Origin of the sequence: Streptomyces sindenensis (genome assembly GCF_014649035.1) — a bacterium.
Lineage (GTDB): Bacteria > Actinomycetota > Actinomycetes > Streptomycetales > Streptomycetaceae > Streptomyces > Streptomyces sindenensis.
The window spans coordinates 53,197-73,073 of record NZ_BMSG01000009.1; the positions used below are offsets into that span (position 1 = coordinate 53,197).

A 19,877-nucleotide genomic window follows, 5' to 3' on the forward strand; every position below is an offset into this window, starting at 1 on the left:
GCCGGGCCGGGGAAGCCGACGCCCCGGCCCGGCCCATTCCCCGGCCCATACTCAGGCCCGGCCTCACACCGCCGGCCCCGGCCCCGGCCCCGTACCGCCGGTTCAGCGCACCAGGGCCCCGGACGGCGGCCGCCCCGGTGTCCTGGGGACGTCCACCGTGCGGCGGGGCACGGACACCACCCGGTGGGCCGGGTCGCGTACCTCCCCCACCAGCGTCTCCAGGACGTCCTCCATGGCGACCAGGCCGAGGACCCGGCCCGATCCGTCGGCGACCTGGGCGAGGTGCGTCGCGGCGCGGCGCATCACGGTCAGGGCGTCGTCCAGCGGGAGTTCGGCCCGTACGGTCGCCATCGGGCGCCAGACCTGCCGCGGGACCGCCCGGTCGGGGTCCTCCAGCTCCAGGACGTCCTTGACGTGGAGGTAGCCCATGAAGGGGCCGCCGTCCTCCGCGCAGACGGGGAAGCGGGAGAAGCCGGTGCGTACCGTCAGCTCCTCGATCCGGCGCGGGGTGACCGACGGATCGACGGTGACCAGGGACGCCCGTTCCAGCAGGACGTCGGCGACGGGCCTGCTGCCCAGTTCGAGGGCGTCCTCCAGGCGTTCCGCGGCCTCCGGACCGAGGAGGCCGGCCTGTCCGGAGTCCTCGACCAGCCGGTTGAGCTGCTGACTGGTGAAGACGGCCTCCACCTCGTCCTTCGGCTCGACGCCGAAGAGCCGCAGCACCAGACCGGCGCAGGCGCCGAGCGCGGTGGTGACCGGCCGGCAGAGCCGGGCGAAGGCGACCAGGCCGGGGCTGAGCCACAGCGCGGTCCGCTCGGGCGCCGCCATCGCGAGGTTCTTCGGGACCATCTCGCCGATGACCAGGTGCAGGACGACCACGGTCAGCAGCGCGAGGGCGAAGCCGAGGGGGTGGACGAGACCGTCGGGGACGTGCGCCGCGTGGAAGACCGGCTCCAGGAGGTGGGCGACGGTCGGCTCGGCGACGGCTCCGAGGGTGAGGGAGCAGACGGTGATGCCGAACTGGGCGGCGGCCATCATCTGCGGCAGGTTCTCCAGGCCGTGCAGGACGGTGCGGGCCCGGCCCGACCCCTGCGCGGCCAGCGGTTCGATCTGGCTGCGGCGGACGGAGACGAGGGCGAACTCCGCGCCGACGAAGAAGCCGTTCGCCAGCACGAGGAGGGCGGCGAGGAGGAGTTGGAGCAGGCTCATCGCGCGGCCTCCAGCAGACCCGGTGCGGCCGTCTCCGGCGGCGGGCCGGACGTCCGGGCGAACCGGACGCGTTCGGCGCGGTTGTGGCCGACCTGGCGGACGGTGATCCGCCAGCCGGGGAGTTCGGCGCGGTCGCCGGGGGCGGGGATGCGGCCCAGGAGTTCCGCGACGAGCCCGGCGACGGTCTCGTACGGTCCGTCGGGGACGTCCAGGCCGCCGCGGCGCAGGGTGTGGACCCGGCAGCTGCCCTCGGCGTCCCACGCGGGGCGGCCGTCCTCGCCGGTGACGGCGGTCAGCTCGGGGCGGGCGTCCCCTTCGGCGTCGTGCTCGTCGCGGACCTCGCCGACGAGCTCCTCGATGATGTCCTCCAGGGTGACGACGCCGGCGGTGCCGCCGTACTCGTCGACGACCACGGCTATCGGCTGCTCGTGGCGCAGCCGCCGCAGCAGCTGTTCCACCGGCAGGGTGCCGGGCACCAGGAGCGGGGCGACGGCGATCCGGCCGGCCGGGGTGCGCAGGCGCTCGTGGGCGGGGACGGCGAGGGCGTCCTTGAGGTGGACCATGCCGATGACCTCGTCGATGCGGTCCCGGTAGACCGGGAAGCGGGAGAGGCCGGTGGCGCGGGTCAGGTTGAGGACGTCCTCGGCGGTGGCGGAGGAGTGCAGGGCGCTGACCTTCACCCGGGGGGTCATGACGTGCTGGGCGGTGAGACCGGCCAGCGAGAGCGTCCGCACGAAGAGGTCGGCGGTGTCCTGTTCCAGGGCCCCGGCCTCGGCGGAGTGCCGGGCGAGGGAGACCAGTTCGCCCGGGGTGCGGGCGGAGGCCAGTTCGTCGGTGGGCTCGACGCCCAGGAGGCGGACCAGCCGGTTCGCCAGGGCGTTGAGGAGGGTGATGACCGGTCGCAGGAGGGCCGCGAAGCGGGCCTGGGGTCCGGCGACGAAGCGGGCCACCTGGAGCGGCCGGGAGACCGCCCAGTTCTTCGGTACGAGTTCGCCGACGACCATCTGGACGGCGGAGGCCAGCAGCATCCCGACGACGACGGCGACACCGGGCACCGCCCCCGCGGGCAGTCCGGTGGCGGTGAGGGGCCCGGCGAGCAGTTGGGCGAGGGCCGGTTCGGCGAGCATGCCCACGACCAGGGAGGTGATGGTGATGCCGAGCTGGGTGCCGGAGAGCTGGAAGGAGAGTTCACGCAGGGCGCGGACGACGGTGCGGGCCCGCCGGTCGCCCTCGGCGGCGGCGCGTTCGGCGTCGGGCCGGTCCACGGTGACGAGCCCGAATTCGGCCGCCACGAAGAAGCCGTTGGCGAGGATGAGGAGGAAGGCCGCCGCGAGGAGCAGCAGGGGGGTGGTCATGAGGCCGCCGCCTCCGGGGAAGGGGCGGCGCGGGTACTACCGGACGATCCGTCCATTGCTGGAGGGAGTCACTCCTTGGGTCGCAGGAAGAACCCCGCGGGCCCGGGGCGGGGCCGTGGTACGGGCGGGGCGGGGCGCACGGGGCGCCGCCGCCCACCAGAGTAGACAAGAAGGCCCCGTGCCGGGCGGCGGCTCAGCCGCCGGTGGGAGTGTCGTCGCCGCCTGCGCCGCGCGCCTCGGCGAGGGACCGCAGGGCGCGGGCGTCGCGGATGGCCTGCTGCTTGGCCAGGCCGGGCTGGATGCCGAGGGCGGGCAGGCTGGTGCCGTCGCTGAGGTCGAGGAAGACCCAGGGGTCGCCGGAGCGCAGGTTGACGCGGAGGATCTCCTCCCAGGCCAGCCTGCGGGTCCGGGTGAGGTTGACGACGGTGACCCCGGTGTCGTCGGCCGCGATCTTGGGCCTGCTCAGCAGCGCCAGGACGCCGAAGAACAGCGCCGCGACGAAGACGAAGCTGGCCCGCTCCCCCGCGTTGAGCCGCTCCAGCATCAGCGCGACGACGGTGATGACGAGGAACATCGCCAGGCCCACGCTCAGCAGGACCACCCGGGTGAGGGTGGGCCGGAAGGTGACCGGCAGGGTGGGGAGTTCGGGCCTGGGCGCGGACATCGGGGCTTCTCTCGGGGTGCGGGCGGATCCGTCAGAGGCGGCAGGCGTGGATGGCCGTGGTGAGGATGGCGCGGGCGCCGAGCTCGTACAGGTCGTCCATGATCCGCTGGGCCTCCTTGGCCGCGACCATGGAGCGGACGGCGACCCAGCCCTCGTGGTGCAGCGGGGAGATGGTCGGCGACTCCAGGCCCGGGGTGAGGGCGACGGCGCGCTCCAGGTGCTCGACGCGGCAGTCGTAGTCCATCATCACGTAGGACCGGGCGACCAGGACGCCCTGGAGGCGGCGGAGGAACTGCTGCACCTTGGGGTCGTCGGCGGGGGCGCCGGTGCGGCGGATCACCACGGCCTCCGACCGCATGATCGGCTCGCCGATGATTTCGAGGCCCGCGTTGCGCATGCTGGTGCCGGTCTCGACGACGTCGGCGATGATCTGGGCGACGCCGAGCTCGATGGCCGTCTCGACCGCGCCGTCGAGGTGCACGACGGAGGCGTCGACGCCCTCGTCGGCCAGGTGCTTCGCCACGATGCCCTCGTAGGACGTGGCGATCGTCATGCCGGCGAAGTCCTTGGGGCCGGCGGCCGTGCCGGGCTTCGTGGCGTAGCGGAAGGTGGAGCGGGCGAAGCCGAGCTGGAGGATCTCCTCGGCGTCCGCCCCGGAGTCCAGCAGCAGGTCGCGCCCGGTGATGCCGATGTCCAGCTTGCCGGAGCTGACGTAGATCGCGATGTCGCGCGGCCGCAGGTAGAAGAACTCGACCTCGTTCGCCGGGTCGACGAGGACCAGTTCCTTCGACTCCTTGCGCTGCCGGTAGCCCGCCTCATGGAGCATCGCCATCGCAGGCCCGGAGATTGCACCCTTGTTGGGGACGGCGATGCGCAGCATGAGGTCAGGTTTCCTTTGAGCGAAGGGGTGGTGGGACGGGCGGGGTGTGCTCAGAGATGGGCGTAGACGTCGTCGAGCGAGATCCCGCGGGCGACCATCATCACCTGGACGTGGTACAGCAGCTGCGAGATCTCCTCGGCGGCGGCTTCCTTGCCCTCGTACTCGGCGGCCATCCAGACCTCGGCGGCCTCCTCGACGACCTTCTTGCCGATGGCATGGACGCCCTTGTCCACCAGTTCGGCGGTGCGGGAGGTCGCGGGGTCGCCCTCGGCGGCCTTGAGCTGGAGCTCGGCGAAGAGCTCTTCGAAGGTTTTGTTGGCCATGATGGTCCTCAGAATACGGGGTCCCCGGAGGGCACTCAGCGCCAGGGTTCGCTGACGGTCCGCAGCGTGGCGGCGGTGGCGACCGCCGCGGTGACCGCTTCGTGCCCCTTGTCCTCGTTGGACCCTTCGAGGCCGGCCCGGTCGAGGGCCTGCTCCTCGGTGTCACAGGTCAGTACGCCGAAGCCGACGGGAACACCGGTGTCGACGGTGACCTGGGTGAGGCCGAGGGTGACGCCCTGGGAGACGTACTCGAAGTGGGGGGTGCCGCCGCGGATGACCACGCCGAGGGCGACGATCGCGTCGTAGCCGCGTCCTGCGAGCACCTTGGCGACGACGGGCAGCTCGAAGGAGCCGGGGACCCGGAGCAGGGTCGGCTCGTCGATGCCCAGCTCGTGCAGGGCGCGCAGCGCGCCGTCGACGAGTCCGTCCATGACCTTCTCGTGCCACTGGGCCGCGATCACGGCCACGCGCAGGTCGCCGCAGTTGCGTACGGACAGTTCGGGTGCACCCTTGCCGCTCATGTCTCTCCTGTTGCTGGTTAAGAGGTGTTCGTTACTGGTTGGCGCAGGTCGACGCCGGGGTTCCGTCGAGCCACGGCAGATCGTGGCCCATGCGGTCGCGCTTGGTGCGCAGGTAGCGCAGGTTGTGCTCGCCGGCCTGGACGGGCATGGGCTCGCGGCCGGTGACGGCGAGTCCGTGGCGGACGACGGCCGCGGTCTTCTCGGGGTTGTTGGTCATCAGCCGCAGGCTGGTGACGCCGAGGTCCTTGAGGACCTGGGCGCCCGCCGCGTAGTCGCGGGCGTCGGCGGGCAGGCCCAGCTCCAGGTTGGCGTCGAGGGTGTCGACGCCACGCTCCTGGAGTTCGTACGCGCGCAGCTTGGAGAGCAGGCCGATGCCGCGTCCCTCGTGGCCGCGGAGGTAGACGACGACGCCCCGGCCCGCTTCGGTGATGCGCCGCATGGAGGCGTGCAGCTGCGGGCCGCAGTCGCAGCGCTGGGACTGGAAGATGTCGCCGGTCAGGCACTCGGAGTGGATGCGTACGAGGACGTCCTCGCCGTCGCCGATGTCGCCGTGGACCAGGGCGACGTGCTCGACACCGTCGGCGATGGAGCGGTAGCCGTACGCGGTGAAGTCGCCGAACGCGGTGGGCAGCCGGGTCTGTGCCTCGCGGCGGACGGTCGGCTCGTTGCTGCGGCGGTAGGCGATCAGGTCCTCGATGGAGATGATCGTCAGGCCGTGCTTGCGGGCGAACGGGATCAGTTCGGGCAGCCGGAGCATCTCGCCGTCCTCGCCGGCGATCTCGACGATGGCCCCGGCGGGGCGCAGTCCGGCGAGCCGGGCGAGGTCGACGGCGGCCTCGGTGTGGCCGTTGCGGACGAGGACGCCGCCGGAGCGGGCGCGCAGCGGGAAGATGTGGCCGGGCCGGACGAAGTCGCCGGGTCCGGCGACGCCGCCCGCGAGCATCCGCAGGGTGGTGGCGCGGTCGGCGGCGGAGATGCCGGTGGTGACGCCATGCGCGGCGGAGGCGTCGACGGAGACCGTGAAGGCGGTCTGCATCGACTCGGTGTTCTCCTCGACCATCTGCGGCAGTTCGAGGCGTTCCAGCTCGTCGCTCTCCATGGGGGCGCAGATCAGGCCGCGGCACTCGCTCATCATGAAGGCGACGATCTCGGGGGTGGCCTTCTCGGCGGCGATGACGAGGTCGCCCTCGTTCTCGCGGTCCTCGTCGTCCACGACGACGACGGGGCGGCCGGCGGCGATGTCACGGATGGCCTGCTCGACCGGGTCCAGGGACAGGTTCTCGGGGAGCGGGTCGTGGCCGGGGTGCAGCCAGGTGGGCTGAGCAGTCATGCCGTGGCTCCTTCCAGAGCGGGTGTCCGCGTACGCAGCCACCAGTCGCGCATGCCCCACAGGACGAGGGCGCCGTAGATGATGTAGACGAAGCCGGAGAAGGCGAAGCCGTTGGCGAAGTTCAGCGGGACGCCGACGAGGTCGACCAGCAGCCAGGCGAACCAGAACTCGACCATGCCGCGGGCCTGGGCGTACATCGCGACGACGGTGCCGACGAAGATGTACGCGTCCGGCCACGGGTCCCAGGACAGCGACGGGAAGGCGGTGAACAGGCCGCCGACGGCGAGGGTGCCGAGCGCGGCGCCGCCGATCAGCACGCCGCGTTCGCGCCAGGTGGCGAAGCGGACGGCGATGGAGCCGTCCTGGGCCTGCTGCCTGCCGCGGTTCCAGGACCACCAGCCCCACAGGGCGACGACGATGACGACCAGCTGCTTGCCCGCGCTGCCGGAGAGGTGCGCGGAGGCGAAGGCGACGAGCAGGATCACGCCGGAGAGGAGCTGGGCGGGCCAGGTCCAGATGGAGCGCCGCCAGCCGAGGGCCAGGGCGATCAGGCCGACGATGTTGCCGATCATGTCCGACCACTTGATGTGCTGGCCGAACACGGTGAAGGCCTCGGAGTTGAGCCAGGACGTGGCGTTCATCGCGGTTCCTGTCCGGTCCGGTCCCCGAGCATCCGCTCGACGTACTTGGCGATGACGTCCACCTCCAGGTTGACCGGGTCGCCGGGCTGCTTGTGTCCGAGCGTGGTCAGGGCGAGGGTGGTGGGGATGAGGCTGATGGTGAAGAAGTCGGCCGCCGCCTCGACGACGGTGAGGCTGACGCCGTCGACGGTGATGGAGCCCTTCTCGACGACGTACCGGGTCAGCTCGGGCGGCAGGGAGACCTTGACGATCTCCCAGTGCTCTGAGGGGGTGCGCTCGACGATGGTGCCGGTGCCGTCCACATGGCCCTGGACGAGATGTCCGCCGAGCCGGCCGCCGAGCGCCATCGGGCGCTCCAGGTTGACCCGGGAGCCGGGGGCGAGCGCGCCGAGGCTGGAGCGCTTCAGCGTCTCGGCCATCACGTCGGCGGTGAATTCGCCGTTCCCGGTGTCCACGACGGTGAGGCAGACGCCGTTGACCGCGATGGAGTCACCGTGCTTCGCGCCCTCGGTGACGAGGGGGCCGCGCAGCCGGAAGCGGGAGGCGTCGGCCAGCTGCTCGACGGCGGTGACCTCGCCCAGTTCTTCGACAATTCCGGTGAACACTCAGTTTCCCTTCCGAACAGGGGCGGGGGCAGCGGGAACGGCGGTGACACGCAGATCGGGGCCGATGGCCACGGTCTCGGTCACATCGAGGCGCAACGCCCGGGAGATGGTGGAGATTCCGGCGTCGGCGAGGGCGGCGGGGCCCGCGCCGAGCAGGACCGGGGCGAGATAGCCGACGACCTTGTCGACCTTTCCGGCGGCGACGAAGGCGCCCGCGAGGGTGGGGCCGCCTTCGACGAGTACGGAGCGGACGCCCCGGGTGTGCAGGGCTTCGAGGAGGACGTCGAGGTCGAGGCCGGGGCCGGTGGCCGCGCGGGGCAGCCGCAGGACGGCGTCCACGGGGAGGTGACCGGCCGGGGCGTCCTCGGCGACGGCGATCAGGGTGGGCGCGGTGGCGTCCAGGACCCGGGCGCCGGGCTTCACGGCGGCGGCGTTGGTGTCGACGACGACCCGGAGCGGCTGGGTTGCGCCGTCGATGCCGCGTACGCCGAGCTGGGGGTCGTCGGTGCGGGCGGTGCCGGAGCCGACGAGCACGGCGTCGGCCTCGGCGCGCAGCCGGTGGACGTCGGCGCGGGCCTCGGGCGAGGTGATCCACCGGCTGGTGGCGTCGGCGGCGGCGATGCGGCCGTCGAGGGTGGCGGCGTACTTCCACAGGACGTACGGCCGGCCGAGGCGCACCGAGGTCAGCCAGGCCGCGTTGCCCGCCTCGGCCTCGTCGGCGAGGAGGCCCTGCTCCACCCGGACCCCGGCCGCGCGCAGCGTGTCGCCGCCGCCCGTGGCCTGCGGGTTCGGGTCGCCGACCGCGTACACGACACGGCTGATCCCGGCGGCCAGGAGGGCCTGGGCGCAGGGGCCGGTGCGGCCGGTGTGGTTGCAGGGTTCGAGGGTGACGTAGGCGGTGGAGCCTCGGGCCAGGTCGCCGGCCGCGCGCAGGGCGTGGACCTCGGCGTGCGGCCCTCCGGCGCGCTGATGGAAGCCTTCACCGACCACGGCTCCGGCGGCGTCGGTGATCACACAGCCGACGACCGGATTGGGGCTGGTGGAGCCGAGACCACGGGCGGCGAGCGTGATCGCTCGGCGCATCGCGGTGATGTCGGCTGCGGTGTCCACCGGGTCCTCCTGCCTCTTCGGGCACGGACTCCGGGGCCTGTCGATGACGACAGAGAAAGCGGATCACCAGCGGGAACGCCGCGAACCCGAGAACGGGAAACGCCAGGAACGCACGGCGTCCCGGGAGAATCCCGGCCATGCGTCCGCCGACGGCGGCGTACCGATGACAAACCGCCGCGCACTGCCTCCCATCCGGACTTTAACCGTCGGTCCAGGAATTTCACCTGGTCAACCGGCCGCTGGCTGCGGACGGGTCGCGGACTGTAACCGCCGGTTCGGAATTGCACCGACCCCGGAGTGCGCTGCTACTGGTACGGAACCAGTCTGCCACGGACGTCTCTCGGCCATGCAGGTGAACGCTGTGGGCTGGGTCACAGGGGCGGGCGGGCCGCGCCGCGGAGAACGTGGCGCGATCCGTTCGGAGCGACGCCGGAACGCTGCCGGAACGGTGCCGGAACACTGCCCGAACGACCGACGACAACGTAGTCATTCACGAAGTTGAGCCGTAAAGGTCCAGACCTATTGACGCACTGGTCTAGTCCTCTTAATCTCTGCGTCACCTCCGAGGTTCGGTCCCACGGTGGGCGCACACCGGGACCCCGACTGACCCGCCCCCTTTTTTTCAGCCAGTTGTGTTCCGCCGACCTCCCCAGGAGGAACGACCACATGCTGTCCCCCACCCGAGCGAGAGCCACGCTCCTCGCCGCCGGCGCCGCCGTCGCCGGACTGCTGCTGAGTTCGCTCGCCGCAGGCCCCTCGGCCGCCGCCGCCGACCAGAACTCCTGTCGCCCCGACGGGCTTTACCAGACTCCCGGCGTCAACGTCCCGTACTGCTCCGTGTACGACGCCGACGGACGCGAGAAGATGGGCGCCGACCACCAGCGGCGCGTCATCGGCTACTTCACCAACTGGCGTACCGGCAAGGACGGCAAGGACGCCTACCTCGTCCCGGACATCCCGTGGGACAAGGTCACCCACCTCAACTATGCCTTCGCCCATGTCGACGGCTCCAACAAGCTCTCGGTCGGCCCGGACGGCGCCGACAACGCCTCCACCGGGATGACCTGGCCCGGTGTCGCGGGTGCGGAAATGGACCCGGCGCTCCCCTACAAGGGCCACTTCAACCTGCTGACGAAGTACAAGAAGCAGCACCCGAACGTGAAGACCCTGGTCTCCGTGGGCGGTTGGGCCGAGACCGGCGGCTACTTCGCCCCCGACGGCAAGCGCGTCGACTCGGGCGGCTTCTACTCGATGGCGACCAACGCCGACGGCTCGGTCAACCAGGCGGGCATCAATACCTTCGCCGACTCGGCCGTCGCCTTCATCAAGAAGTACGGCTTCAACGGCGTCGACATCGACTACGAGTACGCCACCACGATGAAGGACGCGGGCAACCCGCTGGACCACACGCTGGCCAACGGCCGCCGCGCGGGCCTGGTCAAGGGCTACGACGCCCTGATGAAGACGCTGCGCGAGAAGCTCGACCGCGCGGGCGAGGCCGACGGCAAGCACTACCTGCTGACCGTCGCCGCCCCCTCCTCCGGCTACCTGCTGCGGGGCATGGAGACGTACCAGATGCAGAAGTACCTGGACTACGTCAACATCATGTCCTACGACCTGCACGGCGCCTGGAACGAGTACGTCGGGCCCAACGCCTCGCTGTTCGACGACGGCAAGGACAACGAGCTGGCGCAGGCGGGCGTGTACACCACCTCGCAGTACGGCGGTCTCGGCTACCTCAACACCGACTGGGCCTACCACTACTTCCGCGGCTCGATGCCGGCCGGCCGGATCAACATCGGCCTGCCGTACTACACCCGCGGCTTCAAGAACGTGCAGGGCGGCACCGACGGCCTGTGGGGCAAGGCGGCCACCACCGACTGCCCGGCGGGCGCGGGGCTGACCAAGTGCGGTGACGGCGCGGTCGGCATCGACAACCTGTGGCACGACAAGGACACCAACGGCAAGGAATCGCCCGCCGGTTCCAACCCGATGTGGCACGCGAAGAACCTGGAGAAGGGCATCGTCGGGGACTACGTCACCGACTACGGCTTCCCCGCGGACACCAAGCTGACCGGCACCTACGCCCGCAAGTACGACTCGACGCTGGTCGCCCCGTGGCTGTGGAACGCCGAGAAGAAGGTGTTCCTCTCCACCGAGGACGAGCAGTCGGTGAAGGCCAAGGCCGACTACGTCGTGGACAAGGGCATCGGCGGCACGATGATCTGGGAGCTGGCGGGCGACTACCGGTGGAACGCGGCGAAGGGGCAGTACGAGACGGGGTCCACGCTGACCACCGCGATGTACGACGCGTTCAAGTCGGCCACTCCGTACGGCGCGAAGCGCTCCACGATCGACCTGCCGGCCGAGGCGCTCAACATCGACGTCTCCTTCGGGCAGTTCCCGCTGGGCGACTCCAACTACCCGATCAGCCCCAAGCTGAAGATCACCAACCGGACCCAGGCCACGCTGCCCGGCGGCACGGAGTTCCAGTTCGACTACTCCACCTCCGCCCCGGCCAACGCCAAGGACCAGTCCGGCTTCGGCACGAAGATCGTCCGCAGCGACCACACGGCGGCCAACAACATCGGCGGCCTGAAGGGCGACTACAACCGTGTCTCGCTGAAGCTCCCGGCCTGGCAGAGCCTGGCACCCGGCGCCTCGGTGGAGCTGGACTTCGTCTACTACCTGCCCACGTCCACCCCGTCGAACTGGACCGTGACCTTCGGCGGGAAGTCCTACTCCCTCGCCGGTGACCTGGCCCGCGGCACCACGGTGGTCGAGCCCGGCACCGGGACCAACCCGACGCCGACCCCGACCCCGACCCCGGACCCGACCGGCCCGACGCCGACCCCGACGCCCACGCAGCCGGGCGGCAGCTGCTCGGCCCCGGCGTGGAACGCGACCACCGAGTACGGCGGCGGCTCCACCGTCAGCCACGGCGGTCACCAGTGGAAGGCCTCGTGGTGGACGAAGGGCGAGACGCCCGGGTCCACCGGTGAGTGGGGCGTCTGGAAGGACCTCGGCGCCTGCTGATCCTCTAGGACCTGTCGTCGGCCCGGCGTGAGCGGTTTCCCCGCTCACGCCGGGCCGTTCGGCTCTCTGCCCCCTCGGCCCGGTCAGCCCTCCGGGGCGAACAGCGCGTCCTGCGCCGCGTCCCGGGCCGAGAGCAGCGCGCCGCGCAGCACGGCCCCGTCGCCCAGCGAACCGGCGCGGACCTCGGTGCGCAGCGGCGACATCGCGGCCAGCCGCTCCTCGACCCGGGCGGCGAGCGCGGACCCGCCCGCATGGCCGACGGCACCGGCGAGCAGCACGCAGCCCGGGTCGAGCACCGAGACGACGGCGGCGGACCCGAGGGCGAGCCGGTCGGCGACCTCCTTCAGGAAGGGCTCGCCCGCCTCCCCCGCCTCCAGGGCGGCCCGCACCGCGTCCACGGCGGCCGCCTCCTCCTGACCCTCGGCCACTGCCGCCCGGTCCACGAGTCCGTGCGCGGCGGCGAGTTCGCACAGGGCGACGGAGCCGGCCAGGGAGTGGAATCCGCCCTCGCAGTTGACCGCCGACGGCAGCCCGCTCACCCCGGGGACGGGAAGGAAGCCGATCTCCCCCGCGCCGCCGGACGCCCCCTGGCGCAGCTTGCCGTCCAGCATCACGGCGGCTCCGATCCCCTGGCCCAGCCAGAGCAGGACGAAGGTCTCCCGGTCGTGGGCGGCGCCCTCCCGGTGCTCCGCGACGGCCGCGAGGTTGGTCTCGTTCTCCACCAGGACGGTGGCCGGAAGCCGCCGCTGGAGCTCCCGGACCAGACCCCGGTGCCAGGCGGGCAGCCCTGAGCTGTCGCGCAGTTCGCCGGTGCCGGGGTCGATCAGCCCCGGCGCCCCGATCCCGACGCTGTGCAGGGGGGCGGACCCGGCCGCGCGGGCGGTGCGCTCCAGGAGCGCGGCCGCACGCTCGACGGCGGGTTCGGTGCCGGTGTCGCTGCCGATGGGCAACGAGTCCTCGGCCAGCGTCGCCCCGAGGAGATCGGTGACGACCACGCTGACGCTGCCGAGACGCACGTCGAGCGCGGCGAGATGGGCCCGGTCGGCGACGATCCCGTACAGCTTGGCGTTGGGGCCGCGGCGGACGGCTCCGGACTCGCCGACGACCTGGATCAGACCGGCGCTCCGGAGCCGTTCGACGAGGTCGGCGACGGTGGGCCGGGAGAGTCCGGTCAGCGCCTTGAGCTGGGTGGCCGTCAGCGGTCCGTCCTGCTGGAGCAGCCGCAGCGCGAGCCGGTCGTTGATGGCCCGAGCCGTGCTCGGAGATGCGGGCATACCGGGATCCTTCCAGATCGTCGCCCCGCCGCTTTCCGGGCCTCTGAGAAACGACTATTTATCAGGCAGGGTTCCTGATAGTTTACGCCACGCAGCGCCGCGAGGAAGCGGCAGAGGCGGTGGAAGCGCCGGACCGGCCGGCGTCCGAGGATTCCCAGGGGAGGGGCTCGACGGCATGACGAACGACTCGACCGTCACGGTCTACGGCACAGAGCAGGTGAAGCGGGCGCGGATCGCCGTCGCCGCGGTCTTCACCGTCCACGGGGCGGTGACCGGCAGCTTCGCGACCCGGGTGCCGTGGATCCAGGACCACGCCGGGGTGAGCGCGGGCCAGCTCGGTCTGGCGCTGGCCTTCCCGGCGATCGGCGCGTCGGTCGCGATGCCGCTGGCGGGGCGGATCAGCCACCGGTTCGGGGCCCGGACCGCGCTGCGAGGGCTGCTGACGCTCTGGACGCTGGCGCTGATCCTGCCCGCGCTGGCACCGAACCTGGTCACCTTGTGCGCAGCGCTGTTCGTCTACGGGGCGACGGCGGGGATGTCCGACGTGGCCATGAACGCGCTGGGCGTCGAGGTGGAGAACCGTCTCGACAAGTCGATCATGTCGGGGCTGCACGGCATGTGGAGCGTGGGCGCGCTGATCGGTTCGGCGGCGGGCACGGTCGCGGCCCACACCGCGACGGACGCCCGCACGCACCATCTCGTCGCGGCCCTGGTGCTCACGGCGCTGGGTCTGATCGCCTGCCGGAACGTCCTGGACATCCAGAGCCGCACGGACGAGGAGCCGCCGCCGCGGTTCACGCTGCCGCCGAAGTCGGCCCTGGTCATCGGCGCGGTCGGGTTCTGCGCGGTGTTCGCCGAGGGGGCCAGCCTGGACTGGTCGGCGGTCTACCTGCGAGACGTCCTGGACAGCTCGGACGGTCTCGCGGCCGCGTCCACCACGGCGTTCGCCCTGATGATGGCGGTGGCCAGGATCGCCGGGGACCGGATCGTCGACCGCTTCGGCGCGGTCCGCACGGTGCGGACCGGCGGAGTGATGGCCACCGCGGGCGGGCTGCTGGTCGTGTTCTCGCCCTCCCCCGCGGTCGCGATGTGCGGCTTCGGGCTGCTGGGCCTCGGCGTGGCGGTCGTGGTCCCGCTGGCCTTCGCCGCGGCGGGGCGCAGCGGGCCGAACCCGAGCCAGGCCATCGCGGGCGTCGCCACCATCACGTACACCTCCGGTCTGATCGCCCCCTCCGCGATCGGCTCGCTGGCCGAGGCGACCTCGCTGGTGGTGTCGTTCGGCGTGGTGACGGTGCTGGCCCTCGGCCTGGTGCTGGGCGCCGGGGTGCTGCGGTCGGCCGACCGTAAGGTCACGGGATCGGCGGTCGGTGGGGGTACGACGGCCAAGAGCGCCACCGGAAGCTGACGCGGGGCCGGACGGAACGGCTCAGGTGACGGGTCCGTGACGGACACGGCGTACGTGACGGACACGATGGACGCGACGGACACGGCGTACGCGATGAGGAGACCGATCGCGTACGGGCGTGGCGCTGCGGCACACGCGGTGAGGTGACCTCCGCGCGGCCGCCACCGGGCGCACCACTACCATGGCGCTGATCTTTTCCGCAGGTGAACACCGAACCCCGGGTCGCAGACCGGTCGGCACACCGAGCAGACCTTCAGGGAGCAACCATGAGCCTCGGCGTGCGCTGGACCTTGCACGGCGACGGGAAGACCCCCGCGCCCGGGGCGGTGGTCCGCCCCGACGAACGGCTCTCCTGGCCCCGTACGTTCGGACTCGGCGCCCAGCATGTGGTGGCGATGTTCGGGGCCTCGTTCGTCGCCCCGGTCCTGATGGGCCTGGACCCGAACCTCGCGATCATGATGTCCGGTGTCGCGACCGCGATCTTCCTGCTGGCGACCAAGGGCCGGGTACCCAGCTATCTGGGCTGCTCGCTCTCCTTCGTCGGCGTCGCGGCCACGATCCGGGCGAGCGGCGGTGACAGCGCGACCGTCACGGGTGCGGTGCTGGTGGTCGGCGCGGCCCTGCTCCTGGTGGGTCTCGCCGTGCAGCGGTTCGGCGCGCGGATCATCCACGCGGCGATGCCGCCGGTGGTGACGGGCGCGGTCGTGATGCTGATCGGCTTCAACCTGGCGCCGGTGACCGCCTCGACGTACTGGCCGCAGGACCAGTGGACGGCGCTGGCGGTGATGCTGTTCACCGGTCTCGCCGTGGTGTGCCTGCGCGGTTTCCTCTCCCGGATCGCGATCTTCCTGGGGCTGGTCTTCGGGTACGTGCTGTCCTGGGTGCTGGACCTGGTGTTCGGGAAGATCCACTCTCCGGCGGGCGGGGCGGAGGCCGTCGACCACTGGCGCCTGGACCTCTCGGCCGTCGGGCAGGCCGACTGGATCGGGCTGCCGTCCTTCCACGCGCCCGCCTTCGAGTGGTCGGCGATCCTGGTGGCGCTGCCCGTGGTGATCGCGCTCGTCGCGGAGAACGCCGGGCACGTCAAGGCCGTCGGCGAGATGACCGGCGACCCGCTGGACGACAAGCTCGGCACCGCCATCGCGGCGGACGGCGCGGCCTCCATGCTCTCCACCGCCGTGGGCGGACCGCCCAACACCACGTACTCCGAGAACATCGGCGTGATGGCCGCCACCCGTGTCTACTCCACGGCCGCCTACTGGGCCGCCGCCTGCTTCGCGCTGCTCTTCGGCCTCTGCCCCAAGTTCGGCGCGGTCGTCGCCGCGATCCCGGGCGGGGTGCTCGGCGGGATCACCGTGATCCTGTACGGGATGATCGGCCTGCTGGGCGCCCAGATCTGGCTCAACGGCCGGGTGGACCTGCGCAATCCGCTCAACCTCGTGCCGGCCGCCGCGGGCATCATCATCGGCGTCGGCGGAGTCAGCCTGAAGATCACCGACAATTTCGAACTGGGCGGCATCGCGCTCGGCACGCTCGTCGTGATCACCGGCTACCACGTCCTGCGGGCCTTCGCCCCGGCCCACCTCAAGATGCAGGAACCGCTGCTGGATTCGGGGACGTCGGCGTACGACGAGGACGCCGACGGGCCCAAGGGCCCCGAGAGCCCCGAGAGCCCCGAGAGCCCCGAGAGCCCCGAGAAGAGCTGAGCGCGGGCCGGGTCGCGGCCGGGGCTCACCCGGTGGCCAGAGCGTAGGCGTACTCCGGGGTGAAGGAGCCCGCCGCGCCCGAGCAGCCGTCGGACTCCCCCGGCAGCTTCACCCACAGGTACGCGTCGATCCGGGCCTCACCGGTGCGCGTCGTCGGGGTCCGCCCCAGCGCCCGGCCCGCCGGGTCGCACCACTGACCGGCGGGCGGCGCGCCGTTGCCGTTGCGGCTGGTGTCGACGACCGCGCCGAGGCCGGCCGGGCCGCCGAGCGCGGCGAGGACCCGGCGGGCGTAGGCGGTCTCGTCGGCGGTGCGGTGGAAGTTGGCCACGTTGGTGAAGATGCCGTCGCCGTTGGTGGCCGCACCGGCGGCCCGGAGCGCGGCGGCCTGTTTCGCGGGGGCGTGCCAGCCGGAGTGGCCGCCGTCGAAGTAGACCCGGGCCCGCGGGTTGGCCGAGCGCAGGGTTCTTCCGGCGCGGGCCAGCGAGGCGAAGCGGGCGGCCCGGTCGGAGGCGCTCAGGCAGTCGGAGAGGGCGATGGCGTCCGGCTCCAGGATCACGATCGCCGCTCCCGCGCCGAGCCCCTGGGCGAACTCCCCCATCCACGTGTCGTACGCCGCGAGGTCCGGGGCGCCGCCCTTCGACGCGCCGCCGCAGTCCCGGTCGGGTATCGCGTACGGGACGAGCACCGGGACCCGGCCAGCGGCGGCCGCGCCCCGGGTGACCGCACGGACCTGCCCGGCTATCTCGCCCGGGTTGTGGGCGGCGAACCAGACGGCGGCGGGCCGCGCCGCGATCCGGGACTCGATGACCGGGCGGCGCGGGTCGTCGGGGTTCGCCCGCACCCAGTCCAGGACCTGGGACCGCGGGTGCCGGAAGAGGCGGTTGCGGGGCGCGGGTGCGGGCGTCGCCGACGGGGAGGGCGGGGCCTGGGGGGCGACGCTCGGGCGGGACGTGGTGCGGGAGGGGGACGGGGCCGGAGAGGGACTCGCGGAGGAGGCGGACGGGGCGGGGGCCGTGGGCGTCGGCGTGGGCGTGGGCACGGCGGGGAGGGGCCCGAGGACCGGCGGAGCCGTCGGTTCGGGGCGGGCCGTGTCGCGCCCGTCCCGGTGGCCCGCGTCGATCAGCCCGGCCGTCGCGCCGATCGCCACCACCGCCGAGGCGACGGCGAGCAGGGCGTGCCGGCGGGCGGCGCGGCGGCGTTCACGGTGAGCGGTGCGACGTCGTACGCGGGTGCCCGGCACTCCTCGATCCCCTTTTCCGGCACCGCTGTTCGTCCGTTCCGATGAATACTCGGGCCGGTCGGCGCCGTGGCGAGCCTAAGGCTGCAACGCTCCGCGCATGACGCAGATCGAGCAGTTCGCAGGAGCGGCCGGGACGGGCTGCCCGTCGGCGGGCGCTGCCCCGGTGATCGAACGCATGCGGGAATGGTGTTCCCGGTGGCCGTCCGGCGAGGGGGTCGCGGTCTTCAACACGGCCTGTCTGGAGGTGGTCGGGCGGGTGGCCCCGGACCTCGGCGGGGGCGGGCCGGGCGGCCGGGAAGCCGCCGCCCTGCTGGCCGTACGCTGCGCCGAGCGCTATCTGTCGGCCGCCGACACGGCCGCGGCGGGCGGGCGGCCGCCGGAGTGCTGGCGCCCGTTGCTCCCCTGCCGCCGCCATCCCGGCGTACGTCCGGTGCAGTTCGCGCTCAGCGCTCTCCAGGCGCACGTGGGCCACGATCTGGTGCTGGCGGTGGTGGACACCTGCCGTACGCTCGGCTGCGATCCGCCGGATCTGGAGGGGGAGTTCGAGCGTGTGGGCGATCTCCTTGTCTTGCTGGAGGAGCGGATCCACGACGAACTGATGCCGGGGCCCGACCTGTTGGAGATCGCGGATCCGCTGACCCATCTGGTGAGCTCCTGGAGCCTGGAGCGGGCCCGCGAGGCGGCCTGGTCGGCGGCCCGGGTGCTCTGGCGGCTGCGCGGATTCCCGTCGCTGGCCGAGGAGTTCCGGCAGCGGACCGACGCGGGCGCGGGGCTGGTGGGGCGGCTCCTGCTCACCCCCTGCCGCTGACCGCCCGCGTCGGTACGCTCCGGCGGCTCAGTCCTCCGGAAGCTCGACCGGGGCGATCTCGTCGAAGAGGTCGCCGGGGCCGGGGTTGGTCGCGTCCGTCGCCCCGCCGAACTGGTGCATGACGCCCCACACGGCGTTCAGCGCGGTCTGCACGGCGCCCTCGGCCCAGCCGGCCGTCCAGGAGATGTCGTCCCCGGCGAGGAAGATGCCCCGCTTGTCCTCGGGCAGCCGGTCCTGCATGAAGTGGGTGAACAGCCGCCGCTGGTAGCGGTAGTGGCCCGGCAGGTTGGCCTTGAACGCGCCCATGAACCAGGGCTCGTTCTCCCAGGAGACGGTGACCGGGTTGCCGATGATGTGGCTGCGGATGTCGACGTTCGGGTAGATCTCGCCGAGCGACTTGAGCATGACCTCCATGCGCTCCTGCGGGGAGAGCGGCAGCCACTTCAAGCTGTCGTCGCACCACGTGTAGGAGAGGCAGATGACGGCGGGCCTGTCCGGCCCGTCGTCCAGGAGGTAGGTCCCCCGGGTCATCCGGTCGGTGAGCGTCATCGACATGGTGTCGCGGCCGGTGGTCTCGTCCTTGTCCAGCCAGAACGGCCGGTCGACCGGCACGAACAGCTTGGACGACTCCATGTAGTGGGTGCGCTCCATCGCCGTCCAGTGGTCGATCGGGAAGAGCGCGTCATCGCAGTCGATCTTGGAGAGGAGCAGCCAGGACTGGCCGGTGAAGACCGCGGCCCGGAAGGTGCGGATGTCGCCGGTGGCGTCGGTGACCGTGATGCGGTTGCCCGCCGTACGGGTCAGCCGGGTGACCGCGCCGTGCGGCTCGCCGTCGTGCAGGGAGGAGAGCGAGGTGCCGAGCGGCCAGTGGACGATCTTCCGCGGCTCACGGTCCCACAGGCGCAGCGGGAGCTGCTGGCTGCCGCCGACGATGCCGCGGTGGTGGTCGTCGGCCTCGGTGTAGACGACGCGGAGGATCTCCAGGATGGAGTTGGGGAAGTCGGTGTCCCAGCCGCCGGTGCCGAAGCCGACCTGGCCGAAGATCTCGCGGTGCCGGAAGGACTTGAAGGCCTCGGACTCGCAGAGGAAGCCGTAGAAGGTCTGGTTGTCGAGCCGCTCGACGAGCTGCGACCAGATCTCCCGGATGCGCGGGACGTCGCGCTCGCGCAGCGCCCGGTTCATGTCGGAGAAGTCGGCGCCCTCCTCCAGAGCGGCGTTCCAGGCTTCGGCCACGTCGCGGTAGACCTGCGGCAGGTCGTCGATGGTCTCGGCGTAGTGCGCCTCGCCCTTGAGGTCCACGACGGTCGAGGGCGTGGCCGGGGAGAGCGGGTTGGGGAAGGGCCGGGTCTGGAGGCCCACCAGGTCGATGTAGTGCTGGAGCGCCGTGGAGGAGGGCGGGAAGCGCATGGCGCCCATCTCGGCGGTGAGGTCGCCGTCGCAGCCGTCGAAGCCGACGGTGCGCAGCCGGCCGCCGATCCGGTCGGCCTCGTAGACGACGGGCTTGAGGCCCATCTTCATCAGCTCGTACGCGGCGATGATGCCGGAGAGCCCGCCGCCGATGACGGCGACCTCCTGGCCGTGCTCGGTTGCCGGTATCTGCCCGAGGCCGGCCGGGTGGGCGAGGAAGTCGTCGTACGCGTACGGGAAGTCCGGCCCGAACATGGTGATCGGCGGGGCGGCCGCGTCGGTGTGCTGGACGGCGTTGGGCACCGTGGACGTCATGGGGTGCGGACTCCTTGCGCGGTACGGAAAGTTCGGGGAGGGAGCGGG

Annotated in this window: 17 protein-coding genes and 1 riboswitch; of the genes, 4 read left to right on the forward strand and 13 right to left on the reverse strand. The window is 72.2% G+C overall.

All coding sequences use genetic code 11. The features are described 5' to 3' along the window. Positions 1-102: 102 nt before the first annotated feature. The 10 genes from IE145_RS12940 to ribD all read right to left on the reverse strand — a co-directional run bounded on the left by IE145_RS12940 (position 103) and on the right by ribD (position 8,638). Complete coding sequence (locus IE145_RS12940; RefSeq protein WP_189521071.1) at positions 103-1,209, reverse strand: hemolysin family protein; 1,107 nt, start codon at positions 1,207-1,209, stop codon at positions 103-105. After that, complete coding sequence (locus IE145_RS12945) at positions 1,206-2,564, reverse strand: hemolysin family protein (protein ID WP_189521072.1); 1,359 nt, start codon at positions 2,562-2,564, stop codon at positions 1,206-1,208. Before IE145_RS12945 ends, IE145_RS12940 begins: the two co-directional genes overlap by 4 nt. Before the next feature lie 193 nt (positions 2,565-2,757). Further along, the gene (locus IE145_RS12950; RefSeq protein ID WP_189521073.1) at positions 2,758-3,228 is read right to left on the reverse strand and encodes a PH domain-containing protein; all 471 of its coding nucleotides are present in this window, start codon (positions 3,226-3,228) and stop codon (positions 2,758-2,760) included. A 31-nt stretch (positions 3,229-3,259) separates the two neighbouring features. Beyond that, entirely contained in the window at positions 3,260-4,108 is an 849-nt protein-coding gene (gene hisG, locus IE145_RS12955; protein WP_189521074.1) for an ATP phosphoribosyltransferase, read from the reverse strand. 50 nt (positions 4,109-4,158) lie between these two features. After that, positions 4,159-4,431, reverse strand: a complete 273-nt coding sequence (locus tag IE145_RS12960; protein WP_032768215.1) for a phosphoribosyl-ATP diphosphatase — start codon at positions 4,429-4,431, stop codon at positions 4,159-4,161. Between the two features lie 35 nt (positions 4,432-4,466). After that, the gene (gene ribH, locus IE145_RS12965) at positions 4,467-4,952 is read right to left on the reverse strand and encodes a 6,7-dimethyl-8-ribityllumazine synthase (protein ID WP_003970409.1); all 486 of its coding nucleotides are present in this window, start codon (positions 4,950-4,952) and stop codon (positions 4,467-4,469) included. A 31-nt stretch (positions 4,953-4,983) separates the two neighbouring features. Then, positions 4,984-6,282, reverse strand: a complete 1,299-nt coding sequence (locus IE145_RS12970; protein ID WP_189521075.1) for a bifunctional 3,4-dihydroxy-2-butanone-4-phosphate synthase/GTP cyclohydrolase II — start codon at positions 6,280-6,282, stop codon at positions 4,984-4,986. Continuing rightward, positions 6,279-6,923 (reverse strand): nicotinamide mononucleotide transporter family protein, encoded by a 645-nt coding sequence (locus tag IE145_RS12975; protein WP_189521076.1) that lies wholly within the window; start codon positions 6,921-6,923, stop codon positions 6,279-6,281. Before IE145_RS12975 ends, IE145_RS12970 begins: the two co-directional genes overlap by 4 nt. Beyond that, positions 6,920-7,528: a riboflavin synthase gene (locus IE145_RS12980; protein WP_189521077.1), complete on the reverse strand. Its 609-nt coding sequence runs from the start codon at positions 7,526-7,528 to the stop codon at positions 6,920-6,922. Before IE145_RS12980 ends, IE145_RS12975 begins: the two co-directional genes overlap by 4 nt. After that, positions 7,529-8,638 (reverse strand): bifunctional diaminohydroxyphosphoribosylaminopyrimidine deaminase/5-amino-6-(5-phosphoribosylamino)uracil reductase RibD, encoded by a 1,110-nt coding sequence (ribD, locus tag IE145_RS12985; protein ID WP_189521078.1) that lies wholly within the window; start codon positions 8,636-8,638, stop codon positions 7,529-7,531. Between the two features lie 174 nt (positions 8,639-8,812). Next, positions 8,813-8,943: riboswitch (FMN riboswitch) on the reverse strand. 361 nt (positions 8,944-9,304) lie between these two features. Between ribD and IE145_RS12990 the strand changes: the two genes are divergently transcribed. Further along, a complete protein-coding gene (locus tag IE145_RS12990; protein ID WP_189521079.1) occupies positions 9,305-11,674 on the forward strand; it encodes a chitinase C-terminal domain-containing protein in 2,370 nt (789 codons plus the stop codon). An 83-nt stretch (positions 11,675-11,757) separates the two neighbouring features. Here the strand turns inward: IE145_RS12990 and IE145_RS12995 are convergent, their stop codons facing one another. Then, positions 11,758-12,948: an ROK family transcriptional regulator gene (locus tag IE145_RS12995; RefSeq protein ID WP_189521080.1), complete on the reverse strand. Its 1,191-nt coding sequence runs from the start codon at positions 12,946-12,948 to the stop codon at positions 11,758-11,760. Positions 12,949-13,123: 175 nt separating this feature from the next. On the opposite strand from IE145_RS12995, the gene IE145_RS13000 reads away from it, so the two are divergent. After that, complete coding sequence (locus IE145_RS13000; RefSeq protein WP_189521081.1) at positions 13,124-14,353, forward strand: MFS transporter; 1,230 nt, start codon at positions 13,124-13,126, stop codon at positions 14,351-14,353. Positions 14,354-14,619: 266 nt separating this feature from the next. Beyond that, on the forward strand, positions 14,620-16,059 hold the full coding sequence (locus tag IE145_RS13005; RefSeq protein ID WP_189521082.1) for a uracil-xanthine permease family protein: 1,440 nt from the start codon (positions 14,620-14,622) through the stop codon (positions 16,057-16,059). A 25-nt stretch (positions 16,060-16,084) separates the two neighbouring features. Here IE145_RS13005 and IE145_RS13010 read toward each other — a convergent pair whose 3' ends face one another. Continuing rightward, positions 16,085-17,299, reverse strand: coding sequence for a glycoside hydrolase family 6 protein (locus IE145_RS13010; protein WP_189521083.1), 1,215 nt, complete (start codon positions 17,297-17,299; stop codon positions 16,085-16,087). 97 nt (positions 17,300-17,396) lie between these two features. On the opposite strand from IE145_RS13010, the gene IE145_RS13015 reads away from it, so the two are divergent. Beyond that, a complete protein-coding gene (locus IE145_RS13015) occupies positions 17,397-18,107 on the forward strand; it encodes a DUF5995 family protein (RefSeq protein WP_189521084.1) in 711 nt (236 codons plus the stop codon). 27 nt (positions 18,108-18,134) lie between these two features. On the opposite strand, the gene IE145_RS13020 is transcribed toward IE145_RS13015, so the two are convergent. Next, positions 18,135-19,829 carry a flavin monoamine oxidase family protein gene (locus IE145_RS13020; protein WP_189521085.1) on the reverse strand — a complete coding sequence of 565 codons (1,695 nt, stop codon included), beginning with the start codon at positions 19,827-19,829 and terminating at the stop codon, positions 18,135-18,137. Positions 19,830-19,877: the final 48 nt, after the last annotated feature.